The sequence below is a fragment of the Streptomyces tritici genome, from assembly GCF_048500665.1.
Taxonomy (GTDB): Bacteria; Actinomycetota; Actinomycetes; order Streptomycetales; family Streptomycetaceae; genus Streptomyces; species Streptomyces tritici.
The window spans coordinates 2342601-2366377 of sequence record NZ_CP183183.1 but is presented as its reverse complement, the minus strand read 5'-3'; the positions used below and the strand labels follow the sequence as shown (position 1 = coordinate 2366377).

Genomic DNA, 23777 nt, shown 5'->3' with positions numbered 1-23777 from the left:
CGCCGTAAATCATGCAGTCCCGAACGCGACCCCCGGAACGTCCCACGCGGCACCCACCACGAACGGCCCCCGGCGGGCACCCACCACGAACGGCCCCCGGCAGCAACCCCCGGCAGGCGCCCCACGCGCCCCCAGCCCGTCACAACGCTGCACGCCGCGCCCGAGTCGCCAGCCACAGGTCGAACCGGTCGTCCCCGTCGTCCAGCCGCCGCCCCGTCAGCCGCATCGCCTTGTCGAGCCGGTTGCGCACGGTGTGCCGGTGCAGCCCGAGCCGCCGCCCGGTCTCGTCCCAGGAGCACCCGGAGTCCAGCCACGTGGCCAGCGTCTCGACCAGTTCCCCCGACGGATCGGCCACGTCCAGCGGCCCGAGGACGGTGTCCGCGTACCCGGTCAGCGCCTCGCGCTCGCCGAGCCCGAGGAGCAGCCGGCTGGAGTGGCTGCGCTGCGCCTCCGCGGGCCGCCCGGACCGGCGGCTCACCTCCAGCAGCCCGCCCGCCTGCCGCAGCGAGACCCGCGTCGCCTCCGGCGCCACCGCCGCCCCGATCCCCGCCGGGCAGCCCGGCGCGAACCGGGCGAGCAGCTCCCGCACGTCGGTGTCCTCCGCGGCGACCGCCTCGACGAGCGCCCCGGCCGTACGCGTCAGGCCACCCGGCAGCGCGAGCGCCAGGTCCGCGGCGACCTCCGCCGCCTCCTCGGGCGTGCGCGCCGCCACGGCCACCGCCCGCACCGCCGCCGCGGAGAGCCCCGCCGCCGCGAGCGCGTCCCCGGCGGTCTCCGCGGACCCCTCCTCGTCGAGCAGCCGCCCGAGGAGCGCCGCCCGCCGCCGCCGCTCCGGCTCGTCGGCGAGGTGCCGCCGCTCCAGTTCCAGGGACAGCAGCGCGACGAGCCCCGACACGAGCAGCCGCGTCTCGGAGCCCAGCTCGCCGACCAGCACCAGCACGCCCCGGAGCCGCCGCGCCCCCAGCGGCTGCACCTCCACGTGCGCCCCGCCCTCCACGCTCACCGCGCTCGCGTGCATCCCGCGCACGGCCACCCGCCGGATCAACTCGTCCGCGGCCCCCGAGGGCAGTCCCGCCTCGGTCCCCGCCAGCACCCGCCCCACCGGATCGGTCACCACCGCCGGCACGCCCGTCGCCCGGGTCCACGCCTCCAGCGTGGGCGTCAGCCCCCGCCCCGAGGCCGCGGCGGCGGTCAGCCGGCGCTGCGTCTCGAAGGCGTTCTCCAGGGCCGCCCGCTGCTCCGCCGCCCGCGCGTCGAAGACCGCCTTGGTGACCGCGATGAAGGGGACCTCGTCCGCGACGGTCAGCAGCGGCAGCCCCGCCGCCTCGGCCGCCGCGACCAGCGGCGGCGGCGCGGACTGGTGGGGGAGCGCCGCCCCGAGGCCCAGCGCCAGGGCGCTCGCCCCGCTGGCCCGTACGTCCTCCACGTACGCGCGGCACGCCTCGTCCTCCATCGGCAGCAGCAGCCCGATGGTCATCAGCAGCTCGCCGCCCTGCAGCCAGCGCCCCGGCCGGACCAGCTCCGAGGCGTGCGCGGCGAGCACCGGCCGGTCCAGGGCGCCGGCCCCGGCAGCCACGGAGAGGCGCAGTTCGGGGCGGGCGACGAGATCCGCGAGGGTGAGGGTCATGGACACAGTGTCCACCCGGTCGGCCCAGTTTCGCCCTGCGGGCGATCGTCCCGGCCTCCGCCCCGGCGTACGGTGCGGACGATCAGCCGACTCGCGCGAAACGGAGGGCAACGAGGCCCATGGACGCTTCCCCGACCGCCCCGCCCGCGGACACCGTCCTCGTCGCCTGCGCCCAGCTCTCCCTCGCCGTCGGCGACGTCGAGGGCAACCGGGCGGCCGCGGACCGCGCGATCGAGGCCGCCGCCGCGGCCGGCGCGAAGGTCCTCGTGCTGCCGGAGCTGGCGAACACCGGCTACGTGTTCCGGGACGCCGCGCACGCCGCGGAGCTGGCCGAGCCGGTGGACGGCCCGACGGTCACCGCCTGGGCGCGGGCCGCGGCCCGCCACGACCTGGTCCTGGTCGCCGGCTTCTGCGAGCGCGACGGGACGGGCGCGGTACGGAACTCCGCGGTCCTGATCGACCCGACGGGCGTCCGCGCGGTGTACCGCAAGGCCCACCTGTTCGGCGCCGTGGAGAAGGCGGTCTTCGTCCCCGGCGACGAGCGGCCCCCGGTGGTCGACACGGCCGTCGGCCGGATCGGCGTGATGGTCTGCTACGACGTGGAGTTCCCCGAGTGGGTCCGCGACGTCGCCCTGCGCGGCGCCGAGCTGCTGTGCGCCCCGGTGAACTGGCCGCTGTTCCCGCGCCCGGAGGGCGAGCGCGCCGCGGAGGTGGTCCGCGTCCAGGCCGACGCCGCCGTCAACCGGATGTTCGTCGCGGCCTGCGACCGCGCCGGAGCGGAGAACGGCGTCGAGTGGACCGGCGGCTCGGTGATCACCGACCCCGACGGCTTCCCGCTCGCCGGACCGGCCTGCGAGACGGGCGAGTCGCTGCTCCTGGCGGCCTGCGCCCTCGGCCAGGCGCGGGACAAGCGGATCGGCGAGCACAACGACGTGTTCGAGGACCGCCGCACGGACTTGTACGAGGCGTGACGGAGGCCGGAACCCCCCGCACACCACCCGTCCCACACCACAGCGCACCCCGCACCACACCGCACCCCGCACCACACCGCACGCCGCACTACACCGCACCCCCGCACCACAGCGCACCCCCGCACCACAGCGCACCCCCGCCCCTCCCCACATCACCCCCCGCATCACCCAGAGACACCCCCCGGAAGGCCCACCATGACCGACCAGCAGCAGCCGCAGCCCCAGCCTCAGCAGTTCCGCGGCCCCGTCGACTCCTCCCGCATCCCGCGCTACGCCGGTCCCGCGACCTTCGCCCGCCTGCCGCGCCTCGACGAGGTCGGCACCGCGGACGTCGCGGTCGTGGGCGTGCCGTTCGACTCGGGCGTCTCGTACCGCCCCGGCGCCCGCTTCGGCGGCAACGCCATCCGCGAGGCGTCCCGTCTGCTCCGCCCGTACAACCCGGCCCAGGACGCCTCCCCGTTCGCGCTCGCGCAGGTCGCCGACGCCGGCGACATCGCGGTGAACCCGTTCAACATCAACGAGGCCGTGGAGACCGTCGAGGCCGCCGCGGACGAGCTGCTCGGCACCGGCGCGCGCATGATGACCCTCGGCGGCGACCACACCATCGCCCTCCCGCTCCTCCGCTCCGTCGCGAAGAAGCACGGCCCGGTCGCGCTGCTGCACTTCGACGCACACCTGGACACCTGGGACACGTACTTCGGCGCCGAGTACACGCACGGCACCCCGTTCCGCCGCGCCGTGGAGGAGGGCATCCTCGACACCGAGGCGCTGTCGCACGTCGGCATCCGCGGCCCGCTGTACGGCAAGCAGGACCTGACCGACGACGAGAAGATGGGCTTCGGCATCGTGACGTCCTCGGACGTCTACCGCCGCGGCGCCGACGAGGTCGCCGACCAGCTGCGCCAGCGGATCGGCGACCGTCCGCTGTACATCTCCATCGACATCGACTGCCTCGACCCGGCGCACGCCCCCGGCACCGGCACCCCGGAGGCGGGCGGCATGACCTCGCGCGAGCTCCTGGAGATCCTGCGCGGCCTGTCGTCCTGCAACCTGGTCTCCGCGGACGTCGTCGAGGTGGCCCCGGCGTACGATCACGCCGAGATCACCTCGGTCGCGGCCTCGCACACCGCGTACGAGCTGACCACGATCATGAGCCGCCAGATCGCGGCGGCCCGGCAGCAGGGCTGACGCGAGGGGCGGTCCGGCCGCACCGAAGGGCACAGAAGCGCGTGACGCACGACCACGACCTGGTACTCCGTCCGACCGAGGCGCAGACGGCGGCCGCACTCGCGCCGCCGCCGGGCCGCACCGGCGGGGACCTGGTCGTGGAGACCCTGCGCGGCCTGGGCGCGACGACCGTGTTCGGGCTGCCGGGGCAGCACGCGCTGGCGGTGTTCGACGCGGTCCGCCGCTCCGACCTGCGGCTGGTGGGGCTGCGGGTGGAGAACAACGCGGGCTTCGCCGCCGACGCGTACGGCCGGATCACCGGCGAGGCGGCGCCGCTGCTGCTGTCCACCGGGCCGGGCGCGCTGACGGCGCTGCCCGCGTTGCAGGAGGCGGCGGCCGCGTCCTCGCCGGTCCTCGCGATCTGCAGCCAGGTGCCGGTGGCGGGGCTCGGCGGCGGGCGGAAGGGCTATCTGCACGAGCTGAAGGACCAGCAGGCGTCGTTCCGGGACGTCGTGAAGTCCGTGCACGTCGTGCGGGCGGCCTCGCAGATCCCGTCGGCGATCGCCGCCGCCTGGCAGTCGGCGCTGACCGCGCCGCACGGGCCGGTGTGGGTGGAGATCCCCGAGGACGTGCTGCGCGCCGAGACGGTGCTGCCGCAGGTGACGGCCGTGGACGCGACCCCGCCGGAGCTGCCGCCGCGGCCGGAGCTGACCGCGCTGGCCGCGCACTGGCTGACGGAGGCGGAGCGACCGGTGATCGTGGCGGGCGGCGGGGTGATCCGCTCGGACGCGGCGGGCAAGCTGAGGCAGCTCGCGGAGCGGCTCGACGCGCCGGTGGTGACCACGTACGGCGGGAAGGGCGCGTTCCCGTGGACCCATCCGCTGTCGCTGCAGTCGTGGATGGAGGACCGGCACGTCACGGACTTCCTGGAGGACGCGGACGTGCTGCTGGTCGTCGGCAGCGGGCTCGGCGAACTCTCCTCGAACTACCACACGTTCGCCCCGCGCGGCCGGATCGTGCAGATCGAGGCGGACCTCGGCAAGCTGGAGGCCAACCACCCGGCGCTCGGCATCCACGCGGACGCCCGCCTGGCGCTCCAGGCCCTGCTGGAGACGACCGGCGTACGGACGGACCCGGGGGCGGCGCGGCGGGTCGAGGAGACCCTGAGAGAGGTCGGCGCGCGCCTGGAGGCCCAGGACACGTCCCTGGAACGGAACCTCCTGGCGGCGGTCCGCGCCGCGCTCCCCGACCGGTCGCCCAGCTTCTGGGACATGACGATCCTCGGCTACTGGGCGTGGGCCGGCTTCGACGCCCGCCGCCCCAACACGATGCACTCCGCCCAGGGCGCGGGCGGCCTCGGCCACGCCTTCCCGGCCGCCCTCGGCGCGGCGGTCGCCGAACCGGGCACCCCGGTCCTCGCGGTGTCCGGCGACGGCGGCGCGATGTACGGCCTCGCGGAACTGGCCACGGCGAAGCAGTACGGCCTCGACGTCACCTGGCTCGTCGTGGACGACGGCGGCTACGGCATCCTCCGCGAGTACATGACCGACGCCTACGGCGAACCGACGGGCACCGACCTCACCGGCCCCGACTTCACCGCCCTCGCGCAGTCCTTCGGCGTCCCGGCGACCCGCACCACCCCGGAAACCCTGACCGCCGACCTGAAGCACGCCCTCAAGACCCCCGGCCCCACCCTCCTCCACCTCCCGACCCACCTCCGCATCTTCGCCCCGACGCACCAGTGAGCCGCCGGCGGTCCTAGGACCTCCGGCCGGTGTTTGTTGCAGGGGGATGAAATCCCCGGTCGGGTGCGTTGGTGCCTTCCGGTAGAACAGCGGAGACGGTCGGAGGCGGCACGTGGCGGCGGGGCGGAAACAGGCGGGGCGGAAAGAGGACGGCTGGGCGCGGAGGCTGGCCGGGTACGCGTGGCGGTACCGGCTGAACGTCGTGCTCGCGCTGGGGTCGTCCCTGGCGGGCATGGCCGTGATGGCGCTCGTCCCGCTGATCACGAAGGTGATCATCGACGACGTCATCGGGGCGCACACCCGTTCGCTGGGCCTCTGGACCGGGCTGCTCATCGGCGCGGCCGTGCTCGTCTACGCGTTCACCTACGTCCGGCGCTACTACGGCGGACGGCTCGCCCTCGACGTGCAGCACGACCTGCGCACCGAGATGTTCGGCACGATCACCCGGCTCGACGGGCGCCGGCAGGACGAGCTGTCCACCGGGCAGGTCGTCGGCCGGGCCACCAGCGACCTCCAGCTGATCCAGGGCCTGCTGTTCATGCTGCCGATGACGATCGGCAACATCCTGCTCTTCGTGATCTCGCTGGCCGTCATGGCCTGGCTGTCCATCCCGCTGACCCTCGTCGCCCTCGCCGTCGCCCCCGCGCTCTGGTACATCGCCAAGCGCAGCCGCACCAAGCTGCACCCGGCCACCTGGTACGCCCAGGCGCAGGCCGCCGCCGTGGCCGGCGTGGTCGACGGGGCGGTGACCGGCGTCCGCGTGGTCAAGGGCTTCGGGCAGGAGGAGCAGGAGACCGGCAAGATCCGCGAGGCCGGGCGGAAGCTGTTCGCCGGCCGTCTGCGGACCATCCGGCTGAACGCGAAGTACACCCCCGCCCTCCAGGCCGTCCCCGCCCTCGGCCAGGTCGCCGTGCTGGCGCTCGGCGGCTGGCTGGCCACCCGGGGGCAGATCACCCTCGGCACCTTCGTCGCCTTCTCCGCCTACCTCGCCTCCCTCGTCGGCCCGGTCCGCATGCTCGCCATGGTCCTCACCGTCGGCCAGCAGGCCCGGGCCGGCGTGGAACGCGTCCTGGAGCTGATCGACACCGAGCCGGCCATCCAGGACGGCACCGAGGAGCTGCCCGCCGACGCCCCCGCCACCGTCGAGTTCGACGACGTGTCGTTCGCGTACGAGGACGGGCGCCACGTCCTCGACGGCTTCTCCCTGCGGATCCGCCCCGGCGAGACCGTCGCCGTCGTCGGCGCGTCCGGCTCCGGCAAGTCCACCGTCTCCCTGCTGCTGCCGCGCTTCTACGACGTCAGCCGCGGCGCCGTCCGCGTCGGCGGCCACGACGTCCGCGAGCTCACCCAGTCCTCGCTGCGCGCCGCGATCGGGATGGTCCCCGAGGACAGCTTCCTGTTCTCCGACACCGTGCGCGCCAACATCGCGTACGGCCTGCCCGACGCCACCCAGGAGCAGATCGAGGCGGCGGCCCGCGTTGCCCAGGCCGACCGGTTCATCGCCGAACTGCCCGACGGCTACGACACCAAGGTCGGCGAGCACGGCCTGACCCTCTCCGGCGGCCAGCGCCAGCGCATCGCGCTCGCCCGCGCCGTCCTCACCGACCCGCGGCTGCTGCTCCTCGACGACGCCACCTCCGCCGTCGACGCCCGCGTGGAGCACGAGATCCACGAGGCGCTCGCCTCGGTGATGGCCGGCCGCACCACCCTGCTCATCGCCCACCGCCGCTCCACTCTCAACCTCGCCGACCGGATCGCCGTCCTCGACGACGGCCGGCTCTCCGACATCGGCACCCACGAGGAGCTGGAGCTCCGCTCCCCGCTGTACCGCCGGCTGCTCACCGACCCCGACGAGCTCGGCGGCGTCTCGCCCGGCCACGTCCTGCCGGCCGGGAACGAGGACGACGAGCTGCCCGAGGACCGCCGGCTGCGCGCCGAGCTGGACGCCGAGTACGACGCCGAGCGCGGCCTGACCCCCGCGCTCTGGGTCCGCGAGGAGAAGGCCGCCGAGGAGGCCCACACCGCCGGCGCCACCCCCGAACTGCTCGCCGCCGTCGAGGCGCTGCCGCCGGCCGTCGACACCCCGGACGTCGACGAGACGCGGGCCGTCGCCCCGGAGGACTCGTACGGGCTGCGCCGGCTGCTCCGCGGCTTCGGCTGGGTGCTGCTCGCCAGCCTCGGCCTGGTCGCCGTGGACGCCGGCATGGGCCTGCTGCTGCCGGTCCTGATCCGGCACGGCATCGACGACGGCGTCAACCGGCTCGCCGTCGGCGCCGTCTGGACCGCCTCCGCGCTCGCCCTGCTCACCGTGCTCGTCCAGTGGGCCGCGCAGACCGCCGAGACCCGGATGACCGGCCGCACCGGCGAAAGGATCCTCTACTCGCTGCGGCTGAAGATCTTCGCCCAGCTCCAGCGGCTCGGCCTGGACTACTACGAGCGCGAGCTCACCGGCCGGATCATGACCCGGATGACCACGGACGTGGACGCCCTGTCCACGTTCCTGCAGACCGGCCTGGTCACCGCCTTCGTCTCGGTGGTCACCTTCTTCGGGATCATGGTCGCGCTGCTGGTGCTCGACCTCCAGCTCGCCCTGGTCGTCTTCGCCACCCTGCCCGTTCTGGCCGTCGCCACGTACTTCTTCCGCCGCGCCAGCGTGAAGGCGTACGAGCTGGCCCGCGAGCGGATCAGCGTGGTCAACGCCGACCTCCAGGAGTCCGTCTCCGGGCTGCGGATCGTGCAGGCCTTCGGCCGCGAGCGGGACGGCGCGGCCCGGTTCGCCGAGCGCAGCACCGCCTACCGCGAGGCGCGGGTGCACGGCCAGTGGCTCATCTCCGTCTACTTCCCCTTCGTCACCCTGCTGTCCTCCGTCGCCGCGGCCGCCGTCATGATCGTCGGCGCGCACCGGATCGAGGCCGGCACGCTGACCACCGGCGCGCTCGTCGCGTACCTGCTCTACATCGACCTGTTCTTCGCGCCGGTGCAGCAGCTCTCCCAGGTCTTCGACGGCTACCAGCAGGCCGCGGTCTCGCTGAAGCGGATGCAGGAGCTGCTGCAGGAGAAGACGTCGACGCCGCAGCCCGCGAAGCCGCTGGAGGTGCCCGCGCTCCGCGGCGAGCTGGCCTTCGAGGACGTCTCCTTCCGGTACGGGAGCGACGCCGGCGACGGGGAGGGCGCCGCGCTCACCGCCGTCGACCTGCGCATCCCCGCCGGACAGACCGTCGCGTTCGTCGGCGAGACCGGCGCGGGCAAGTCGACGCTGGTCAAGCTGGTCGCCCGGTTCTACGACCCGACCGAGGGCCGGGTCACCGTCGACGGCACGGACCTGCGGGACCTCGACCTGACCGCGTACCGGCACCGTCTCGGGGTCGTCCCGCAGGAGGCGTACCTGTTCGCCGGCACCGTCCGCGACGCCATCGCGTACGGCCGGCCCGGCGCGAGCGACGCCGAGGTGGAGGCCGCGGCCCGCGCGGTCGGCGCGCACGACATGATCGCCACCCTGGACGGCGGCTACCTCCACGAGGTGGCCGAGCGCGGCCGGAACCTGTCGGCCGGCCAGCGCCAGCTGATCGCCCTGGCCCGCGCCGAGCTGGTCGACCCGGACGTGCTGCTCCTCGACGAGGCCACCGCCGCGCTGGACCTGGCCACCGAGGCACAGGTCAACGCGGCGACGGACCGCCTGGCCGGCCGCCGTACGACGCTGGTCGTCGCGCACCGGCTGACCACGGCCGCCCGCGCGGACCGGGTGGTCGTGATGGCCGGCGGCCGGGTCGCCGAGGACGGCACGCACGACGAGCTGCTGGCCCTCGGCGGCCGGTACGCGGCGCTGTGGCGCACGTTCGTCGGCGAGGAGGAGCCGCAGCGGGTCTGAGCCGTCCGCGAGCGCCCCACGCAACCGAAGGGTCCCTTCCCGCGTCGTACGCACGTACGGCTCTGATGCGGGAGGGAACCCACGTGTTCGACGGCACCGGCACGACCATACGGAGCGGACGGGACGGACGAGGCGCCGGGAACGGAGGGGACGGCCGGGGTCCGGTCCGTTTCGGCAGCCGTCTGGTCGCCCGGGTGCTCGCCGTGTCCCTGGCGGCCGGCGCGCTGACGATCGCCGCCCCCGGAGCGCCCCGCGCCGACGCCGCCTCCGTGTGCACCGGCCGGCCCGCCAAGACCGTCTCCTTCGCCACCGGCGAGCTGCGCGTCTACCGCACCCGCCACTACGCCTGCGCGATGGCCGTGTCCAAGTCCCCGGGCCAACTCCGCTACATGAGCGTCTCGCTGCAGCCGCGCGGCGGCCGGGCGGCCATGGACGCGGGCCGCTTCACCCGCCAGGCCGGACCGGTCACCGTCCACGCCCTCAACCGCTGCGTCCGCGCCACCGGAAACGTCGGCGGCCGCATCGCTTCGACCGGCTGGATCCTGTGCTGAACCGGAGGAAACGGTACAGGTAAGGGTCAACTGGGTCTGGCGGTACGCACGTTACCCCCGCTAGGTTCGCGACACCGTTGTGAACCAAGGGGAGGGTGAATGCGCAAGGCGCTGACAGGGATCCTGTCGCTCGCGGTGCTCATGGGTACCGTCGGGGCGACCGGGGCGGCCACCGCCGCCGAGCCGGCGGCCGAGCCCGCGTCCACGTCCGTGGACGCGAACAGCACGGACATCAAGGACCGCATCCTGGCGATCCCCGGGATGAGCCTCATCGAGGAGAAGCCGTACGCCGGTTACCGCTTCTTCGTCCTGAACTACACGCAGCCGGTGGATCACCGGCGCCCGTCCGCGGGCACGTTCCAGCAGCGGATCACCGTCCTGCACAAGGACACCGCCCGGCCGACCGTCTTCCACACCAGCGGCTACGGGCTGAGCACCAACCCCAGCCGGCGCGAGCCCACCCGGATCGTGGACGGCAACCAGGTCTCCATGGAGTACCGGTTCTTCACCCCGTCCCGGCCGCAGCCCGCCGACTGGAGCAAGCTGAACATCTGGCAGGCGGCCAGCGACCAGCACCGCATCTTCACGGCGCTGAAGGCGATCTACTCGAAGAACTGGCTGTCCACCGGCGGCTCCAAGGGCGGCATGACCGCCACGTACTACGAGCGCTTCTACCCGCGCGACATGGACGGCGTCGTCGCGTACGTGGCGCCCAACGACGTGGTGCACGACGAGGACTCGGCGTACGACCGCTTCCTGGCGAACGTCGGCAGCAAGGAGTGCCGCGACCGGCTGAACGCGCTGCAGCGCGAGGCCCTGGTCCGCCGCGAGCCGCTGCAGAAGAAGTACAAGGAGTGGGCCGACCGCGAGGGCGCGACCTTCAACACGGTCGGCTCCCTGGACAAGGCGTACGAGGCCGTCGTCCTCGACTTCGTCTGGGGCTTCTGGCAGTACTACGGCGAGTCCGACTGCGCGAGCATCCCGGAGGCCGCCACGGCCACCGACGACACCGTGTACGACACCATCGACGCGTACTCCGGCTGGTCGTTCTACACCGACCAGGGCCTGGAGCCGTACACGCCGTACTACTACCAGGCGGCCACCGAGCTCGGCTCGCCGAGCATCCGGCAGCCGCACCTCGACGGCCTGTCCCGGTACGGCTACCAGCCCGCCCGGAACTTCGTGCCGCGCGACATCCCCATGACCTTCAAGCCGTGGGTGATGCGCGACGTGGACGACTGGGTCCGCAAGAACGCGAACCGGATGCTGTTCGTCTACGGCGGCGACGACCCGTGGGGCGCCGAGCCGTTCCGCGTCGGCAAGTCGGCCCGGGACAGCTACGTGATGACGGCCCCCGGCGCCAACCACGGCGCGAGCGTTGCGGCCCTGACCGACGCGGACCGGGAGAAGGCCACCGCCCGCATCCTGGCGTGGGCCGGCGTCGAGGCCCCGGCGGCCGCGGCGGCGCAGCCGCTGGCCCGCTTCGACGCGGCGCTGGACACGGCCGACCCGGAGGTCATCCGGCAGCACGCGCGCCGTCCGTAGGGCGGTGCACCGGGGGGCCGCGTCCGTGGTGCGGGCGCGGCCCCTCGCGCGTCGTCGGCCGGGTGCTCAGCGGTAGGACAGCCCGTACCCCACCGGGTACAGCTCCTTCGCCGGCTCGCCCGCGCGGAGCACGGGCACCGGCAACCGGCCCTGCGGCCGGGCGGCGCCCGCGATCACCCGTGCGGCGGCGCGCAGTTCGACGTCCGTCCAGGAGTACGCGGCGACGGTCGCCCGCTGGCCGGCGAGCTGGGCCACGTCGTACGGGTTGCGGATCGCGACCGTGACGACGGGGACCCCGGTGGCGACGAGCCGGGACACCAGGGTCCGCTGGGGGCTGGCGGCGGTGACGTTGTACGTGCCGACGACGACGACGTCCTGCCCGGCCGCGGCGGCCACGGCCTCCTCGATCCGCGCCGCGGTCGGGGTGATGCCGGTGGACAGCGCGCGGGTGGTGAAGCCCAGTTCGGCGAGCGCGCCGGCCAGGGTGGCGGTCGGCGGGCCGGTGGTGCCGGACGGGGAGGCCGGGTCGGCGCCGACGACCAGCACCCGGGAGTGGGTGCGGCGGTCGAGCGGCAGCAGCCCGCCCTCGTTGACGAGGAGCGTCGTGGTCTCCTCGGCGATCCGGTCGGCGGCGGCGCGGTGGGCGGCGGTGCCGACGCGCAGGTCGATGTCGGAGTGCTTGACGAACGGGTCGCGGAACAGGCCCAGCTTCGCCTTGAGCCGCAGGATGCGCAGGATCGATTCGTCGAGCCGTTCCTCGGTCAGCTCGCCGCTCTTCACGGCGTTCAGCACCGCGTGCCAGGCGACGTCCAGCTTCGGCGGGTTGAGCAGCTGGTCCACGCCCGCCTTGAGGGCGAGGACGGGGACGCGGTCGTCGCCGTACTTCGTCCGCACCCCCTCCATGCCGAGCGAGTCGGTGACCACGACGCCGTCGTAGCCGAGTTCCTCGCGGAGGATGCCGGTGAGGATCGGGCGGGACAGGGTGGCCGGGTCCTCGCTCGGGTCGAGCGCGGGGACGACGATGTGCGCCGTCATGATCGAGTCGATGCCGGCCGCGACGGCCGCGCGGAACGGCGGGGCGTCCAGCTCGTTCCACTGGGCGCGGGTGTGGGTGATGGTCGGCAGGCCGTAGTGGCTGTCGGTGGCGGTGTCGCCGTGGCCGGGGAAGTGCTTCGAGGTCGCGGCCACCCCGCCGCTCTGGTACCCGCGCACCTGGGCGGCCACCAGGCCGGCGACGGCCTGCGGGTCGGAGCCGAAGGAGCGGACGCCGATGACGGGGTTGGCGGGGTTGACGTTGACGTCGGCGACGGGCGCGTAGTTCTGCCGGATGCCGAGGGCGGCCAGCTCGGTGCCGGCGATCTGCGCGGCCTTGCGCGCGTCCGCGTGCGAGCCGCCCGCGCCGAGCGCCATCGCGCCGGGCAGGAGGGTGGCGGGCTTGCCGACCCGGCAGACGATGCCGTGCTCCTGGTCGGTGGAGATGAGCAGCGGGAGCGGGGTGGGCTGGGCGAGACCGGCGCGCTGGATGCCGTTGGACAGCTCGGCGATCTGGTGCGGGTCGCGGGTGTTGTGCGCCCAGGAGAAGTAGATGATGCCGCCGACGTGGTACCGGGCGATCAGCTCGGCGGCGGTGCGGACGCCGATCTCCTTGAGGTTCGCGTCGACGTCCGCCTGGTCGGGCGCGGTGGCCGAGTGGCCGTACACCCGCATGACGAAGAGCTGGCCGACCTTCTCCTCCAGCGACATGCGGGCGATGCGGGCTCTCAGCTCGTGGTCGTGGCCCGTGGCGGACGCGCCGGCGGCGGGCAGGCCGACGCCGGTGACGGCGGCGACGGCTGCCGCGGCGGAGGCGGTGAGGAGGGTGCGTCGGGAGGTGGCGCGGTGGTGCACTGGTGCTCCTTCCGGCCGTGCTGGTGGTGGGGCGGGGAGGGTTCTGAAGGAAACTTCCAAGGTGCAGGGTTAGCCCGAAAGTAACTGCCAGGTCAAGGACCCGCGCAGAAGCGACCGCCCCCGACGGCCCATTCACCCCGTTCACCCGCCCGTTCTCCCGCCCGCCGAGGGGCTCCGTTCACGGCGGTGCGGGCCGCTTCGGCGGCTCAGGCGGCGGAGGCGACCTCCTGAGGCTCAGGCGGCGGAGGCGACCGAGGGCCAGCGCTCGCGCAGCAGGTCCACCGTCTCGCGGATCGCGGGCCGGCGGGCCGCGCCCGCGCGCCACAGCGCCCTCAGCCGCCGCTTCGGCACCGGGTCGAGCCGTACCGCCGCGACCTCCGGGGGCAGCGTCCCGCGCCCGAGCCTCGGGACGAGCGCCACGCCGAGACCCGCGGCCACCAAGGCCACCTGGGTGTGGTTCTCCTCCGCCTGGTGCGCGATCCGCGGCTCGCAGCCGGCCCCCCGCATCGTCCGCACCAGCCAGTCGTGGCAGACGGTCCCCGGCGGCTGGGTGATCCACCGCTCGTCCGCCAGGTCCTCCCGCCGTACCCGCTCGCGCGCGGCGAGCCGGTGGCCGCGCGGGACGAGGACGTCGCACAGGTCGTCGCCGATGACGGCCTGTTCGACGCCGGGCGGCGTCGGCAGCGGCGCGATGTCCCAGTCGTGCGCGACCGCCAGGTCGAGCGCCCCGCGCGCCACGAGGTCCACCGACAGGTGCGGGTCCACCTCCGTCAGCCGGGCGTCCAGCGCGGGGTGACGGCGCGCCAGCTCGGCCAGCGCCCCCGGCATCAGGCCCCGCGCGGCGCTGGCGAAGCAGCCGATCGCGAGCCGCCCCGAGGGCAGCCCCCGGCGCTCCTCCAGCCGTACCTCCGCCTCCTCCACGAGCGCCAGCAACTGCTGGGCCGTCCGCGCCAGCTGGTGCGCGTCGTCGGTGAGCCGCACGCCCCGGCCCTGGCGTTCGAGGAGCGTCGTGCGGGTCTCCCGCTCCAGCTTGGCGATCTGCTGCGAGACGGCGGACGGCGTGTAGCCGAGCGCCGCGGCGGCCGCGCCGACGCTGCCGTGCACGGAGACGGCGTGCAGTGCGCGGAGCCGGCCGAGATCGAGCACGGCAACCCCTCCCAATCATTAGGACCGCTTCATCCAACCATGAAGAAACCGGAGCTGGTGCTACACGGTCGGCGCGGGCGATGCTCGACGTCATGCGCCCCGTACACATCGCCCTCGCCGCGCTGGTCGCCGCGGTCTGGGGGGTCAACTTCGTCGTCATCGAGATCGGCCTCGACCACTTCCCGCCGCTGCTCTTCTCCGCCCTGCGCTTCCTCGCCGCCGCCCTGCCCGCCGTCTTCCTCGTCGGCCGGCCGAAGGTCGCCTGGAAGTGGATCGTCGCCGTCGGACTGACGCTCGGCGTGGCCAAGTTCGGCCTGCTGTTCACCGGCATGGACCTGGGTGCCCCGGCCGGGCTGTCCTCCCTGATCCTGCAGGTGCAGGCGGTGTTCACGGCGCTGATCGCCTTCGTCGCGCTGGGCGAGCGGCCCCGGCCGCTCCAGGTCGCGGGGATGGCGGTGGCGCTCGCCGGGATCGGCGTCGCCGCGTACGACGAGGGCGCCTCCGGGCCGCTCGCCGGCTTCTGCCTCTGCGTCGCCGCCGCGGCCTGCTGGGGCGTGTCGAACGTCCTGACCCGCAAGGCCGCCCCGCCGGACGCGCTCAACTTCATGGTCTGGACGTGCACCGTCCCCGTCCTGCCGCTGATCGCCCTCTCCCTCCTCCTGGAGGGCCCGGACCGCGACCTCGCGGCCCTGCGGGCGCTCGACTGGACCGGCGCCGGCGTGATCGTCTACGTCGCCTGGATCACCACCGTCTTCGGCTTCGGCGCCTGGTCGTGGCTGCTCCGCCGCTACCCGGCCTCCTCCGTGGCCCCGTTCTCCCTGCTGGTCCCGGTCTTCGGCATGTCCTCGGCGGCCCTGTTCCTGGACGAGTCCGTCACCCCGCTCCGCTGGTGCGCCGCGGCCCTCCTGGTCGGCGGAGTCGCCCTGACCTCCCTGAGGTTCGGCGGCGCCCGCCGACCGGCCCCGGTGGGCCCCTCCGACGAGCCCGTCCTCGCGGCCACGGCGACGGACACGGTCACGGCGCCGGACACGGCCCCGGCCGCCGCTGCGGCGCCCGGCCCGTCGACGCGCTGACCGGCCCACCGCCGGGGCGGGGGGCCGTACGGTGTGCGTCATGGAACGCGTAGCCATCGACCGTGCCCCCGCCCCCGGGGTCGTCCTGCTCAGCGGGATCCCCGGCAGCGGCAAGACCACCGTGGCGGCGGCGCTCGCTGCCCGCTTCGCCCGCTCCGCGCACGTCGAGGTGGACGAACTCCAGTCGCTCATCGTCTCCGGCGGCCACTGGCCCACGCCCGAGGGCGACCCGGAGGCCGACCGGCAGATCTTCCTGCGCGCCCGCCACGCCTGCCTGCTCGCGGAGAGCTTCACCGCCGCGGGTTTCCTGCCGGTCGTCGACGACGTCGTCGTCCGCCGCAGCCACTTCGCGTTCTACCGCGAACGCCTCGACGCGCACGCCTTCCACCCGGTGTTCCTGGCCCCGGGACCCGAGACGGCATGGGAGCGCAACAACGCCCGGCACAAGCGCCTCACCACCGACTGGACCTTCCTGGACGAGGCGATGCGCGACGAACTGTCCGCCGAGGGCGTCTGGGTCGACAACGCGGCCCTCACCGTCGACGAGACCGTGGACGCGGTCCTGGAGGCCACCGGCCTCGTGCCCGGCCCCCGGGTCTGATCAGCAGTCGTCGCGGGGGAATCCGTCCGTCCTGACCACGATCTCGCGCCCTTCGAGGGGAAGCACGAGGTCCTCGCCGAAGGAGATCTGCTCCAGTTCGTCGTAGGTGCCCCGACGGGTGGGGTGCCTGTGGATCGTGCAGGTGCCGTCCGACGGGTCGATGATCACGTAGAGCGGGATGGCGCACTCGGCGTACATGCGGAGCTTCTTGGTGAAGTCGTTGTCGCGGGTGCTCTTGGAGAGGACCTCGATGACGGCTTCGAGGCTGTGCCACTCGAAGCGACCGCGGCTGTTGCGCTCGGATCCCGGGGCGACGACTGCGAGGTCGGGTGCGTAGCCGTACAGACGGGACGGGAAGTCGATCATGACGTCCGAGAGCACCTTGCCCTGCCCGGCAAGCTGCTTCTTGATCTGCGGCGCCGCCTCGATGAGGATGTCCGACTGGCACTCGCCCTGCGGCGTCATGATGATCTTTCCCTCGGTGATCTCGACGCGGTAGCCGCTGGGCAGTATGGCGTTCTCCAGCGCGTCCCAGGCGCTCTGGACGTCCATCTCTATCGTCGTCATGCGGGCCTCCGAATGCCGTCACTTCCCACGATAGCGGGCGGCTACCCCCGCGGCGGCGCCGTCGAGCCGCGGACGACCACCTCCGCCCCGACCGTCTCCACGCCGCCCGGCGGCACGTCCTGGGCGCCCACGGCCAGGAGGCCGGCGCGGCGGCCCGCGTCCTGGAGGGGGAGGCGGACGGTCGTGAGGGCGGGGGCGGTGTCGATGGCGAAGGGCAGGTCGTCGAAGCCGGTCACCGACACGTCGCCGGGGATGCTCAGGCCCAGGTCCCGCAGCGCCGCGCAGGCGCCCAGCGCGACGGTGTCGCTGGCCGCGACGATCGCGGTCAGGTCCGGGTCGCGGCGCAGCAGTTCGCGCGCCGCGTCGTAGCCGGCGGACCGCTCGTACGGGCCGTGCACCGTGGGCGCGTCGCCGAGGCCGGCCGCCGCGAGGGCCGCGCGGTGGCCCTCCAGGCGGTGCCGGGTCGTCGTGTACCGGTCGGGGCCCGTGATGTACCCGATCCGCCGGTGGCCCAGCTCCAGCAGGTGTTCGGTGAGCCGCCGCGCCCCGCCCCGGTTGTCGAAGGCGAGCGTCGCCGCCGTCGTGTCCCCCGGCACCGGCGGCCGCCCGCACAGCACCACCCGCGTCCCCGCCTCCGCGAGCCGCGCCAGCTTCGCCGCGGTCGCCGCCAGGTGCTCCGGGTCCTCGAACGAGCCGCCGGTCAGCACCACCGCCGCGGCCCGCTGGCGCTGCAGCAGCGTCAGGTACATCAGCTCCCGCTCGGGGGAGCCGCCCGTGTTGCAGACCACGGCCAGCTTCTCGCCGCCGGCCCGCCCCGACGCGCTCGCGCCGATCGCGCTCTGCGCGGCGCTCGCCATGATCCCGAAGAAGGGGTCCGCGATGTCGTTGACCAGCACCCCCACCAGGTCGGAGGTGGCGGCGGCGAGCGCGCTCGCGGGCCCGTTCAGCACGTAGTCCAGCTCGTCCACGGCCCGCAGCACCCGCTCCCGGGTGGCCTCGGCGACCGGGTAGTTGCCGTTCAGGACGCGGGAGACGGTGGCCGGGGACACCCGGGCCCGCGCGGCCACGTCCGCCAGCGTGACGGTCATCGCGTACCTCCGGGGAGAGTCGGGCGCACCCCTTGTCCGGGGTGCCGTCGGCAGGCTAGCGTCACCCGACGTAGAAAGCGCTTTCTATCGCCGGGTTTCCTCGCCTCGCGTGCGCCCGGCCGCCTCGCCGTCCCCCGTCCCCCGCCCCCGGTCGCCTCGCCGTCCCCCGTCCCCCGTCCCCGGTCGCCTCGCCGTCCCCGCCCGTTTTCTTCGCCCTCCCCACCCCCGGCTTCTTCGCTCGTCCGTCCCCGCGTGCGCCCCGCGCGCCGCGACCTGGAGGTACTCCGTGACACGCAGGACCGTCCGCATCGCCATGAACGGCGTCACCGGACGCATGGGCCACCGCCAGCACCTCGTCCGCTCCGTGCTCGCGATCCGCGAGCAGGGCGGCCTCCCGCTCGGCGACGGCACGGTGCTCTGGCCCGAGCCGGTGCTCGTCGGCCGCCGCGAGCCCGCGCTGCGCGCGCTCGCCGAGCGGCACGGCCTCGCCGAATGGTCGACCGACCTCGACGCGGTGCTCGCCGACCCTTCCGTCGAGATCTACTTCGACGCCCAGATCACCTCCGCCCGCGTCGACGCCCTCAAGAAGGCCATCGCCGCCGGCAAGCACGTCTACACCGAGAAGCCCACGGCCGCCGACCTCGCCGGCGCGCTGGAACTGGCCCGCCTCGCCGAGGCGGCCGGCGTCCGCCACGGCTGCGTCCAGGACAAGCTGTTCCTGCCGGGGCTGCGCAAGCTCAAGCGGCTGATCGACGGCGGCTTCTTCGGCGAGATCCTGTCCGTGCGGGGCGAGTTCGGCTACTGGGTCTTCGAGGGGGACTGGCAGCCGGCCCAGCGCCCCTCGTGGAACTACCGCGCGCAGGACGGCGGCGGGATCGTCGTCGACATGTTCCCGCACTGGGAGTACGTGCTCCACGAGCTGTTCGGCCGGGTCACGAGCGTCACCGCGCACACCGCCACCCACGTCCCGCGCCGCTGGGACGAGCACGGCAAGCCGTACGCGGCGACCGCCGACGACGCCGCGTACGGGATCTTCCGCCTGGAGGGCGGCGCCGTCGCCCAGATCAACTCCTCCTGGGCCGTCCGCGTCCACCGCGACGAACTCGTGGAGTTCCAGGTCGACGGCACCCACGGCTCCGCCGTCGCGGGCCTGCGCGGCTGCCGCGTCCAGCACCGCTCCGCCACCCCGAAGCCGGTCTGGAACCCGGACCTGCCCTCGGCCCACGCCTTCCGCGACCAGTGGCAGAAGGTCCCGGACAACGAGGACTTCGACAACGCCTTCAAGGTCCAGTGGGAGCTGTTCCTGCGCCACGTGGCCGCCGGCGAGCCGTACCACTGGGACCTGCTGGCCGGCGCCCGCGGCGTGCAGCTGGCCGAACTCGGCCTGCGCTCGGCGGCCGAGGGCCGCACCCTCGACGTCCCGGAGCTGGCGCTGTGATCCGGCTGCCGCGGCCCGGCGGGGGAGTGCGCGCGTACGAGCCGGGGCCCGCCCCCGCGCCGACGCCGGTGGACGGGAGGGAACCGCGCTCCCGCACCGTCTACTCCGCCGCCCACGTCGTCGCCGACCCGTACGCCGACACCGGCCCCGACGGCCCCGCCGCCGTCGACTGGGACGCCACCCTCGCCTTCCGCCGCCACCTGTGGGCCCACGGCCTCGGCGTCGCCGAGGCGATGGACACCGCCCAGCGCGGCATGGGCCTGGACTGGGCGGGGGCCGCCGAACTGATCCGGCGCTCCGCCGCCGAGGCGAAGGCCGTCGGCGGCCGGATCGCCTGCGGCGTCGGCACCGACCAGCTCACCGGCCCCGCCGGCCTGGTGACCGTCCGCGAGGCGTACGAGGAGCAGCTCGCCCTCGTCGAGGAGACCGGCTCCCGGGCGATCCTCATGGCCTCCCGGGCTCTCGCCGCCGCCGCGGAGGACCCGGACGACTACCTCGACACCTACACGCACCTGCTGCGCCAGGCCGCCGAGCCGGTGATCCTGCACTGGCTCGGCCCGATGTTCGACCCGGCCCTGGAGGGCTACTGGGGCTCGTCCGACCTGGACGCCGCCACCGAGACGTTCCTCCAGGTCGTCGCCGAGCACCCGGACAAGGTCGACGGGGTGAAGATCTCCCTGCTGGACGCCGAGCGCGAGATCGACCTGCGCCGCCGCCTCCCGCAGGGCGTGCGCTGCTACACCGGCGACGACTTCCACTACCCGGAGCTGATCGCCGGCGACGCGAAGGGTTTCAGCCACGCGCTGCTCGGCATTTTCGACCCGCTGGGCCCGCTCGCGGCGCGGGCGGTACGGGTCCTGGACACCGGCGACGTCGAGGGCTTCCGCGCGCTGCTCGACCCGACGGTCGCGCTCTCCCGGCACCTGTTCCAGCCGCCCACCCGCTACTACAAGACCGGCGTGGTGTTCCTCGCCTGGCTGGCCGGCCACCAGGACCACTTCGCGATGGCCGGCGGCCTGCAGTCCGCCCGCTCCCTGCCGCACCTCGCCCGCGCCTACGAACTCGCCGACGGACTGGGCCTGTTCCCGGACCCCGGCCTGGCCGAGCACCGCATGAAGTCCCTGCTCACGGTGTACGGAGTCGGCCAGTGAACCGCGACCGTTTCTCGATCAACCAGATGACGGTGAAGCAGCTCGGCCTGCCCGAACTCGTCGCCCACTGCGTCCGGCTCGGCATCACCGCCGTCGGCCTGTGGCGCGAGCCGGTGCGCGCGTACGGCGTCGAGGCCGCCGCCGCGCTCGTCCACGACGCCGGACTGACCGTCACCAGCCTGTGCCGCGGCGGCTTCTTCACCGCCGACGGCCGGGAGGCCGACAACCGCGCGGCCGTCGACGAGGCGGCCGCGCTGGGCACGGACACGCTCGTCCTGGTCTCCGGCGGCCTGCCCGCCGGCAGCCGCGACCTGCCCGCCGCCCGGGCCCGGATCGCCGACGGGATCGCCGCCCTGGCCCCGTACGCGGCGGAGCGCGGCGTCCGCCTCGCGATCGAGCCGCTCCACCCCATGTACGCGGCCGACCGCTGCGCCGTCTCGACCCTCGACCAGGCCCTGGACCTCGCCGCCCCGTTCCCGGCGGAGCAGGTCGGCGTGGTCGTGGACACCTATCACGTCTGGTGGGACGACCGGGCCCCGGCGGCGGTGGCCCGCGCGGGCGCGGAGGGCCGCCTGCACTCCTTCCAGCTCGCCGACTGGACCACCCCCCTCCCCGCCGGAGTCCTCACCGGCCGGGGCCAGTTGGGCGAGGGCGCGATCGACCTGGCCCACTGGTGCGAACTGGCCCTGGCGGCCGGCCACACCGGCCCGGTGGAGGTCGAACTCTTCAACGACGACCTGTGGGCGAGGGACGGCCTGGAGGTCCTGGAGGAGACCCTGAGCGCCTTCGGGAAAATTACTCCCCGCATCGGTGCAACCCTTTCCGGGTGACGAGTGTCGTACTGGGCGTCGGGACTTCCGGGGAGGGGATCTGGGGGGATCAGGGAAGCCCGGCACGGAGGGGGAGCACGCGGGGCCCGGTCCACGGACCGGGCCCCCAGCGGTCGTTCGGACCGGCCGCCGGAGCCGCCGGCCGGGATGTCCGAGGTCTTCGCTACCGTCGGATCATGTCCAGTACCGGACCGCGGATGGCCGTGGTGGAAGGCGTGCTCGAGCGGATCACGTACGCCAACGAGGAGAACGGGTACACGGTCGCGCGCGTCGACACCGGGCGCGGCGGCGGGGACCTCCTGACCGTGGTCGGCTCGCTGCTCGGCGCGCAGCCGGGGGAGTCGCTGCGGATGGAGGGGCGCTGGGGCTCCCACCCCCAGTACGGCCGGCAGTTCACCGTCGAGAACTACACGACCCTCCTGCCCGCGACCATCCAGGGCATCCGCCGCTACCTCGGGTCCGGGCTGGTCAAGGGGATCGGGCCGGTGTTCGCGGATCGCATCACGAGCCACTTCGGGATCGAGACGCTCGACATCATCGAGAAGGAGCCCCAGCGGCTCATCGAGGTGCCGGGGCTGGGCCCCAAGCGGACCAAGAAGATCGCCGCCGCCTGGGAGGAGCAGAAGGCCATCAAGGAGGTCATGGTCTTCCTCCAGACCGTCGGCGTCTCCACCTCCATCGCGGTGCGGATCTACAAGAAGTACGGGGACGAGTCGATCGCCGTGGTGCGCGAGCGGCCCTACCGGCTGGCCGCCGACGTGTGGGGCATCGGCTTCCTCACCGCCGACCGGATCGCGCAGTCGGTCGGCATCCCGCACGACAGCCCCGAGCGGGTCCGGGCCGGCATCCAGTACGCCCTGTCGCAGTCCACCGACCAGGGGCACTGCTACCTGCCCGAGGAGCAGCTGATCTCCGACGCGGTGAAGCTGCTCCAGGTGGACACCGGGCTGGTCATCGACTGCCTCGGCGAGCTGGCCGAGGACCCCGAGGGGGTCGTGCGGGAGAAGGTGCCCGGGCCGGACGGGCAGCCGGTCACGGCCGTGTACCTGGTGCCCTTCCACCGCGCCGAGCTTTCCCTGGCCGGACAGATCCGCCGGCTGCTGGGTGCGGACGAGGACCGGCTCGCGGCCTTCGCCGACGTGGACTGGGGCCGGGCGCTGGCCTGGCTGGCGCGGCGGACCGGGGCCTCGCTCGCGCCCGAGCAGGAGGAGGCCGTGAAGCTGGCCCTGACCCGCAAGGTCGCGGTGCTGACCGGCGGGCCGGGCTGCGGCAAGTCGTTCACCGTGCGGTCCGTGGTGGAGCTGGCCCGCGCGAAGAAGGCGAAGGTGGTGCTGGCCGCGCCCACGGGCCGGGCCGCCAAGCGGCTGGCCGAGCTGACCGGGGCGGAGGCGTCCACCGTGCACCGGCTGCTCGAACTGAAGCCGGGCGGGGACGCCGCGTACGACCGGGACCGGCCGCTGGACGCGGACCTGGTGGTGGTCGACGAGGCGTCGATGCTGGACCTGCTGCTCGCGAACAAGCTGGTCAAGGCGGTGGCCCCGGGTGCCCATCTGCTTCTTGTGGGGGACGTGGACCAGCTGCCGTCGGTGGGCGCGGGGGAGGTGCTGGGTGATCTGCTGGCGTCGGAGAGCCCGGTGCCGGCGGTCCGGCTGACCCGGATCTTCCGGCAGGCCCAGGAGTCCGGGGTGGTCACCAACGCGCACCGGATCAACGCCGGGCAGCATCCGGTCACGACCGGCCTGCCGGACTTCTTCCTGTTCGCCGAGGAGGAGACGGAGGACGCGGGCCGGCTGGCGGTCGAGGTGGCGGCCCGCCGGATTCCGGCCAGGTTCGGCCTCGACCCGCGCCGGGACGTGCAGGTCCTGGCCCCGATGCACCGCGGTCCGGCCGGCGCCGGCGCCCTCAACGGCCTGCTCCAGCAGGCGCTCACCCCGGCCCGCCCCGACGTGCCCGAGAAGCGCTTCGGCGGCCGGGTCTTCCGGGTCGGCGACAAGGTCACCCAGATCCGTAACAACTATGACAAAGGAGCCAACGGCGTCTTCAACGGCACCGTCGGGGTGGTGACCGCGCTCGATCCGGTCGAACAGCGGCTGACGGTGCGCACGGACGAGGACGAGGAGGTGCCGTACGACTTCGACGAGCTGGACGAGCTGGCCCATGCCTACGCTGTGACCATCCACCGTTCGCAGGGCAGCGAGTACCCCGCGGTCGTGATCCCGATCACCACGGGGGCCTGGATGATGCTCCAGCGGAACCTGCTCTACACCGCCGTCACCCGGGCGAAGAAACTGGTCGTCCTGGTCGGTTCGCGGAAGGCGATCGGTCAGGCGGTGCGTACCGTTTCGGCGGGACGGCGGTGCACCGCGCTCGCCCATCGGCTCGCCGGACTTTCCCCAACCGGGGCGAAGGGGGCAGGATGAGCAGGTTGACGGCACTGAGTGCCGCCACATGGCCCAATGGTCGACCCCGAGTGCACTCTGCTGAGCCAAATGGGGGATGGTAGAGACAGTCAGGGCACCTCG

The 23777-nt window shown here is 74.0% G+C and carries 17 protein-coding genes; 12 read left to right on the top strand and 5 right to left on the bottom strand.

Annotated elements, in window-relative coordinates; genetic code table 11:
• Positions 1-139 precede the first annotated feature (139 nt).
• Positions 140-1627, bottom strand: coding sequence for a PucR family transcriptional regulator (locus ACNJ93_RS10865; RefSeq protein ID WP_418957176.1), 1488 nt, complete (start codon positions 1625-1627; stop codon positions 140-142).
• 119 nt (positions 1628-1746) lie between these two features.
• On the opposite strand from ACNJ93_RS10865, the gene ACNJ93_RS10860 reads away from it, so the two are divergent.
• The 6 genes from ACNJ93_RS10860 (at position 1747) to ACNJ93_RS10835 (ending at position 11474) form a co-directional block, all read left to right on the top strand.
• The gene (locus tag ACNJ93_RS10860; protein ID WP_418957175.1) at positions 1747-2598 is read left to right on the top strand and encodes a nitrilase-related carbon-nitrogen hydrolase; all 852 of its coding nucleotides are present in this window, start codon (positions 1747-1749) and stop codon (positions 2596-2598) included.
• Between the two features lie 195 nt (positions 2599-2793).
• A complete protein-coding gene (gene speB / locus ACNJ93_RS10855; RefSeq protein ID WP_418957174.1) occupies positions 2794-3786 on the top strand; it encodes an agmatinase in 993 nt (330 codons plus the stop codon).
• A gap of 41 nt (positions 3787-3827) precedes the next feature.
• On the top strand, positions 3828-5510 hold the full coding sequence (locus ACNJ93_RS10850; RefSeq protein ID WP_418957173.1) for a thiamine pyrophosphate-binding protein: 1683 nt from the start codon (positions 3828-3830) through the stop codon (positions 5508-5510).
• A 112-nt stretch (positions 5511-5622) separates the two neighbouring features.
• Positions 5623-9378, top strand: coding sequence for an ABC transporter ATP-binding protein (locus ACNJ93_RS10845; protein ID WP_418957172.1), 3756 nt, complete (start codon positions 5623-5625; stop codon positions 9376-9378).
• A 194-nt stretch (positions 9379-9572) separates the two neighbouring features.
• Complete coding sequence (locus ACNJ93_RS10840) at positions 9573-9929, top strand: hypothetical protein (RefSeq protein ID WP_418957171.1); 357 nt, start codon at positions 9573-9575, stop codon at positions 9927-9929.
• Between the two features lie 99 nt (positions 9930-10028).
• A complete protein-coding gene (locus tag ACNJ93_RS10835; RefSeq protein WP_418957170.1) occupies positions 10029-11474 on the top strand; it encodes a S28 family serine protease in 1446 nt (481 codons plus the stop codon).
• Between the two features lie 66 nt (positions 11475-11540).
• Here the strand turns inward: ACNJ93_RS10835 and ACNJ93_RS10830 are convergent, their stop codons facing one another.
• Together ACNJ93_RS10830 and ACNJ93_RS10825 are read right to left on the bottom strand one after the other, a co-directional pair.
• Positions 11541-13361 (bottom strand): glycoside hydrolase family 3 protein, encoded by a 1821-nt coding sequence (locus tag ACNJ93_RS10830; RefSeq protein WP_418957169.1) that lies wholly within the window; start codon positions 13359-13361, stop codon positions 11541-11543.
• A gap of 234 nt (positions 13362-13595) precedes the next feature.
• Positions 13596-14507 carry a LysR family transcriptional regulator gene (locus tag ACNJ93_RS10825; protein WP_418957168.1) on the bottom strand — a complete coding sequence of 304 codons (912 nt, stop codon included), beginning with the start codon at positions 14505-14507 and terminating at the stop codon, positions 13596-13598.
• Positions 14508-14599: 92 nt separating this feature from the next.
• On the opposite strand from ACNJ93_RS10825, the gene ACNJ93_RS10820 reads away from it, so the two are divergent.
• Positions 14600-15580 carry an EamA family transporter gene (locus ACNJ93_RS10820; RefSeq protein ID WP_418957167.1) on the top strand — a complete coding sequence of 327 codons (981 nt, stop codon included), beginning with the start codon at positions 14600-14602 and terminating at the stop codon, positions 15578-15580.
• A 40-nt stretch (positions 15581-15620) separates the two neighbouring features.
• Entirely contained in the window at positions 15621-16181 is a 561-nt protein-coding gene (locus ACNJ93_RS10815; protein ID WP_418957166.1) for an AAA family ATPase, read from the top strand.
• Here ACNJ93_RS10815 and ACNJ93_RS10810 read toward each other — a convergent pair whose 3' ends face one another.
• Positions 16182-16748 carry a Uma2 family endonuclease gene (locus ACNJ93_RS10810; protein WP_418957165.1) on the bottom strand — a complete coding sequence of 189 codons (567 nt, stop codon included), beginning with the start codon at positions 16746-16748 and terminating at the stop codon, positions 16182-16184. It lies immediately after the preceding gene.
• Positions 16749-16789: 41 nt separating this feature from the next.
• A complete protein-coding gene (locus ACNJ93_RS10805) occupies positions 16790-17836 on the bottom strand; it encodes a LacI family DNA-binding transcriptional regulator (protein ID WP_418957164.1) in 1047 nt (348 codons plus the stop codon).
• A 286-nt stretch (positions 17837-18122) separates the two neighbouring features.
• On the opposite strand from ACNJ93_RS10805, the gene ACNJ93_RS10800 reads away from it, so the two are divergent.
• The 4 genes from ACNJ93_RS10800 to ACNJ93_RS10785 all read left to right on the top strand — a co-directional run bounded on the left by ACNJ93_RS10800 (position 18123) and on the right by ACNJ93_RS10785 (position 23675).
• Positions 18123-19274 carry a Gfo/Idh/MocA family protein gene (locus ACNJ93_RS10800; protein ID WP_418957163.1) on the top strand — a complete coding sequence of 384 codons (1152 nt, stop codon included), beginning with the start codon at positions 18123-18125 and terminating at the stop codon, positions 19272-19274.
• Positions 19271-20425 carry a dihydrodipicolinate synthase family protein gene (locus tag ACNJ93_RS10795; RefSeq protein ID WP_418957162.1) on the top strand — a complete coding sequence of 385 codons (1155 nt, stop codon included), beginning with the start codon at positions 19271-19273 and terminating at the stop codon, positions 20423-20425. The genes ACNJ93_RS10800 and ACNJ93_RS10795 overlap by 4 nt, the downstream gene beginning before the upstream one ends.
• A gap of 26 nt (positions 20426-20451) precedes the next feature.
• Positions 20452-21255 (top strand): sugar phosphate isomerase/epimerase family protein, encoded by an 804-nt coding sequence (locus tag ACNJ93_RS10790; RefSeq protein ID WP_418961365.1) that lies wholly within the window; start codon positions 20452-20454, stop codon positions 21253-21255.
• Positions 21256-21431: 176 nt separating this feature from the next.
• A complete protein-coding gene (locus ACNJ93_RS10785; protein WP_418957161.1) occupies positions 21432-23675 on the top strand; it encodes an ATP-dependent RecD-like DNA helicase in 2244 nt (747 codons plus the stop codon).
• The last annotated feature ends 102 nt before the right edge of the window (positions 23676-23777 follow it).

Coding starts and splice junctions, on each gene's coding strand:
- ACNJ93_RS10865 (WP_418957176.1), bottom strand. CDS start 1,627: ATGACCCTCACCCTCGCGGATCTCGTCGCCCGCCCCGAACTGCGCCTC.
- ACNJ93_RS10860 (WP_418957175.1), top strand. CDS start 1,747: ATGGACGCTTCCCCGACCGCCCCGCCCGCGGACACCGTCCTCGTCGCC.
- speB (WP_418957174.1), top strand. CDS start 2,794: ATGACCGACCAGCAGCAGCCGCAGCCCCAGCCTCAGCAGTTCCGCGGC.
- ACNJ93_RS10835 (WP_418957170.1), top strand. CDS start 10,029: ATGCGCAAGGCGCTGACAGGGATCCTGTCGCTCGCGGTGCTCATGGGT.
- ACNJ93_RS10820 (WP_418957167.1), top strand. CDS start 14,600: ATGCGCCCCGTACACATCGCCCTCGCCGCGCTGGTCGCCGCGGTCTGG.
- ACNJ93_RS10815 (WP_418957166.1), top strand. CDS start 15,621: ATGGAACGCGTAGCCATCGACCGTGCCCCCGCCCCCGGGGTCGTCCTG.
- ACNJ93_RS10810 (WP_418957165.1), bottom strand. CDS start 16,748: ATGACGACGATAGAGATGGACGTCCAGAGCGCCTGGGACGCGCTGGAG.
- ACNJ93_RS10805 (WP_418957164.1), bottom strand. CDS start 17,836: ATGACCGTCACGCTGGCGGACGTGGCCGCGCGGGCCCGGGTGTCCCCG.
- ACNJ93_RS10790 (WP_418961365.1), top strand. CDS start 20,452: ATGACGGTGAAGCAGCTCGGCCTGCCCGAACTCGTCGCCCACTGCGTC.
- ACNJ93_RS10785 (WP_418957161.1), top strand. CDS start 21,432: ATGTCCAGTACCGGACCGCGGATGGCCGTGGTGGAAGGCGTGCTCGAG.